This window comes from Frankia sp. CeCAU1, assembly GCF_977971845.1.
On sequence record NZ_CDWWXA010000233.1, the window covers coordinates 1 to 3,962 of the forward strand.

Consider the following 3,962-nt stretch of genomic DNA (forward strand, 5'->3'; position numbering starts at 1 on the left):
GTGCGGACGGGTGGGCGGAGCGCGCGCCGTGCGCCGGTCCCACCAGACGGTTCAGCGTGTAACCGGCGATCCCGGCTAGGACCGCCACGACGAGGACGAACGTGATGTAGGGCAGCAGGCTCTCACGTGGGGCGGGCGGTGGCTCGGCGCGGCTGTCGTAGGCGTCCCTGGCCCGGCTGTCGTAGGCGTCCCTGGCGCGACTGTCATAGGCGTTGAAGTCGCCGTAGTCGTCGTCGTCGTCGACGACGTCATAGCGCCGGTACTCCTGCGCGGCCGGTGCCATTTACTCCCCAAGGCGTAGGAATGTCACGCTTAAGCGCACCTTACGCGCCCACTGAGGAGCCACCGGGTACCGGCACGATCGGCCGGCCCCGATCGTGTTACCGCGGACCGGCCAGCTCGCCCGGGGTGCCGGTCACCCGCCCGGGGTGCCGGTCAGCCGACCGGGGAGGACTTGGCGACCACGGCGACCAGGAGGCCGCCGCCGGTGGTGAGGAGCATCTGGGTAAGCCGCACGTCGTCACGCACAGCTGTGGCGAGTTCGCGGACCGCCACCGCCTCGGGGCCGGTGGCCTGGCCCCGGGCCAAGGCCGGCACGCTGGCGAACGCCACCACGCCGCCCGGCCGCAGCAGCCGCAGGGCCTGGGCGAGGTATTCGGTGCCCTCACGCCGGTCCGCGTCACAGAACACGAGGTCATAGGCGCCGTCGGTCAGCCGGGGGAGAACGTCGAGGGCGCGGCCGGTGATCAGCCGGCTGCGCCCGGGGGTCATCCCCGCGTCGGCGTAGGTGCGCCGGGCCAGCCGAAGGTGCTCGGCCTCGACGTCGATGGTGGTCAGGGTTCCGTCAGGCCGCATCCCGCGCAACAGCCAGGTACCGGAGACCCCGGTACCTGTGCCGATCTCGACCACCGCGCGGGCGCCCACGGCAGCGGCAAGGAAGCGTAGGACCGCGCCGGTACCCGGGCTGACCGGGACGATCCCGACCTCCTCGGCTCGGGCGCGGGCAGCGCGAAGGATCGGGTCTTCCAGCAGGAAGCCCTCGGCGTAGGCGGCGGCGGACTCGAGTTCGCCGATGTCAGTGTCCGGCATGACTTCCTCAGCCTACGGGAACGGGAGACCGAGGACGCGCGTTCATCTGGTCAACGCGCATCGTGTCGAGGATCGAGGGGAGAAACATCGGTGTCCGCAGCGGGATTCGCCGCTCCCTGGCCGGCTCGTCGGGTACGTTTGACGCGAACCGACCGAGAGGCGGCCGTGGCTGCTCAGGACCCCGGGGCGGGCTCGGACGCCGTCGGCGTCGCCGCCACCGCAGAAGCTTCGGGTTGGGTTCCTCCTTCCTGGGAAGACGTGGTCCGTGAGCACGGCAACCGGGTCTATCGCCTCGCCTACCGCCTCACCGGTAATGCCCACGACGCCGAGGACCTGACACAGGACGTGTTCGTCCGGGTGTTCCGGTCGTTGGCGGACTACACCCCCGGCACCTTCGAGGGATGGCTGCACCGGATCACCACCAATCTCTTCCTCGACCGCATGCGTCGCCAGCAGAAGATCCGGTTCGATGCGCTGCCCGAGGACACCGAGCGGCTGGCTGGCCGCGAGGCGAGCCCGGAGGCGGTCTACGCCGAGGCTCATCTCGACGCGGACGTCGAGGCCGCGCTCGCCGCTCTGCCGCCCGACTTCCGGGCCGCCGTCGTGCTGTGCGACATCGAGCAGCTCTCCTACGAAGAGATCGCTCAGACGTTGGGCGTGAAACTGGGCACAGTGCGTAGCCGGATCTCGCGCGGTCGGGCGATGTTGCGCGCGGCGCTGGCTGATCGCGCGCCACGTACTGGTGACGGCGCCGCGTTGTCCGCCGCCGTGACGGTCTCGGACGACGCCCTTCTCGCCGCGGAGCCCGCCGTCGGGCCGGTGGCGGCGGAGCTCGCCGAGGCGGACGTGGCGCCGCCGGACACGACCAGACCGCGTCGGGACCGAGGCGACGATGGGCGGCCCAGAAGCAGGGGACGGCATGGGCCCGTCGCCGCCGGGAGCAAGGGTGGTGCTCCGCGGGAGCGGCGGGCGTGACCGAGCATCTCGGCGATCGGATCTCGCCTCTCATCGACCATCAGCTTGATCATGACGCTCGCGACCGCGCGCTCGCGCATCTTGCCCGCTGCGGGGAGTGCCAGCGGGAGGTGGCGGCCCTGCGGATGGTCAAGGCACGGCTGGTTGCTCTCGATGGTCCGGATCTTCCTGGCGGCCTCGCGGTCCGGCTGCTGAGCCTGGGCGGTCCGACCGCGCTGCCCGCGCCCCCGCCGGGTTCGTCCCAGCGCTTCCCGCGGTCCCAGCGCTCCCAGTTCCGTCCTGCGCCGGACAGGCGGGGGCCTACCCGTCTCGACCCGGTCAGGCCTCCCGGGGCGTTCACGGTGACAGTACCGGCCCTGCTGCCGCGTTCCGTCGAGCTCCGACAGCCCCCCTTCGATCCTCGCCCGGGCGCCGGCACTCGTCCCGCCTCGCCCAGGCTCGCCGCTCGACCGGCGCCGGCAGCCACCGGCGGGGCGGCGCGCGGTCCGGGTCAGGCGGGCCGTCCCGCGTCGGGGCCCGCGCGTCAGCACCTGCGGCGGCCGGCCTCGCCCGCCCCACGCCGGCGGCTGCCGGCCCCGCACCGTCGTCCCACCCCCCGGACCAGCATGCGCCGAACCCTCCTCGGATCCGCCGCGCTGATGCTGCTCGCCGTCGCTGGTGCCGCCATCGCCGACGGCCAGGAGAGTACCCAGACGCCGGGGTCCGTCGCGGTGCCGACGGTGTCCTCGGTCGTCGCCCCGGGCGTTGCGAACGGCGTCCCGAGCCGGCTCACCCCGATGTTCGCCCCGGTCCGGGTGTCCTTGCGCCGTTGATCGTCCGCCCGTTCGGGCCGACTTGAGCAAATTCGGGCCGACCCGGGCGAACACGTTCCCCATCGACCCGGTCGGGGGTGTTTGAACGGGGGTATTCGGACGGGGGTATTCGGACGGGGTAGGCCGTCCCGGGTGCCGGGAGGCGGTCGGGGCCGTGAGTTTCAGGGTGTCGCCTGCTCCGTCTCCCGGCGCCAAGCCCTGGCTGGTCGCCTTTGTCCGGCTGTCCGCCCCGGTCGCCGCCGGAAACCGGCGGGACGCATCTTTCCGGTACCTGAAAGACATTTTCTGGGTGTTCTGGAGGAGAGGTCTCGTCTGGCCTGATGTGAGGCTTTACCGTGTTACCCGCTCGGACGCGTCGCGCGTGCTTTCCAGGACGGAACCGGTCGCCGGCGTTCCGCCGTGCCATGCGACGAGCGAGTCGGGGAGGACGTGTGGACGTCAGCGACAACGAGGTGCCTGTCGCGAGCGTGGAACCGGTCGACCCGCCCGTACGGCCCCGACGTCTCGAGCGGTCATCCACGATGCGGTCGGTTCCCGCCGGCCCGGGCCACCGCGCCGATCCTTCCCGCCCTGGCGTCCCGCGAGCCGCCGGCGCGGCGCCTTCCGCCACCGACGGCAAGCCGCGGACCGATCAGGCCGGTGGCCGGGTCGCGGCGGCGCGCGACGAGACGACCGTCCCCTCGACCGGCGGGACGATACCCGTCAGTCGGCTCCGCCTTCCCGCCGCGCCCCGGCCCACCACGGCCGGCGGTGCCGGGCCGCGGGTACAGCCCGGGGTGGTCGTCCCCGTGCAGCCGTCGGGACCCGTGCAGCCGTCGGGACCCGTGCAGCCGTCCGGGTCGGAACCGGCGGCCAGGACACGCCGTCCGCAATCGCCTCGTACGGCATCCACCACCGCGATGACCGGGCCGGCGGAGGAGACCCGGCCCGAGCGGCGACCCACGGCCGCCGGGACGCCGGGCACGGGTAGCCCGGCGGCACGCGCTCCTGAGCCGGGCCCGGGGGCTCCATCGGGTGCGGGGCCATCGGGTGCGGGGCCGCAGCCGCGGCCCACAGCCCGTGAGGGTGCGACGCCGGAATCCGGGG

General features: G+C 73.2%; 3 protein-coding genes and 1 pseudogene. 2 read left to right on the top strand and 2 right to left on the bottom strand.

What is annotated here, in order from left to right:
- Window positions 1-283, bottom strand: a pseudogene (locus AC08OO_RS22730) (hypothetical protein); the annotation flags it as partial.
- Window positions 284-435: 152 nt separating this feature from the next.
- Entirely contained in the window at window positions 436-1,089 is a 654-nt protein-coding gene (locus tag AC08OO_RS22735) for an O-methyltransferase (protein WP_476611706.1), read from the bottom strand.
- A gap of 165 nt (window positions 1,090-1,254) precedes the next feature.
- Here AC08OO_RS22735 and sigE point away from each other — a divergent pair, with 165 nt between their 5' ends.
- The gene (gene sigE / locus AC08OO_RS22740; RefSeq protein ID WP_476611705.1) at window positions 1,255-2,064 is read left to right on the top strand and encodes an RNA polymerase sigma factor SigE; all 810 of its coding nucleotides are present in this window, start codon (window positions 1,255-1,257) and stop codon (window positions 2,062-2,064) included.
- Window positions 2,061-2,876, top strand: a complete 816-nt coding sequence (locus tag AC08OO_RS22745) for an anti-sigma factor family protein (RefSeq protein ID WP_476619057.1) — start codon at window positions 2,061-2,063, stop codon at window positions 2,874-2,876. The genes sigE and AC08OO_RS22745 overlap by 4 nt, the downstream gene beginning before the upstream one ends.
- Window positions 2,877-3,962: the final 1,086 nt, after the last annotated feature.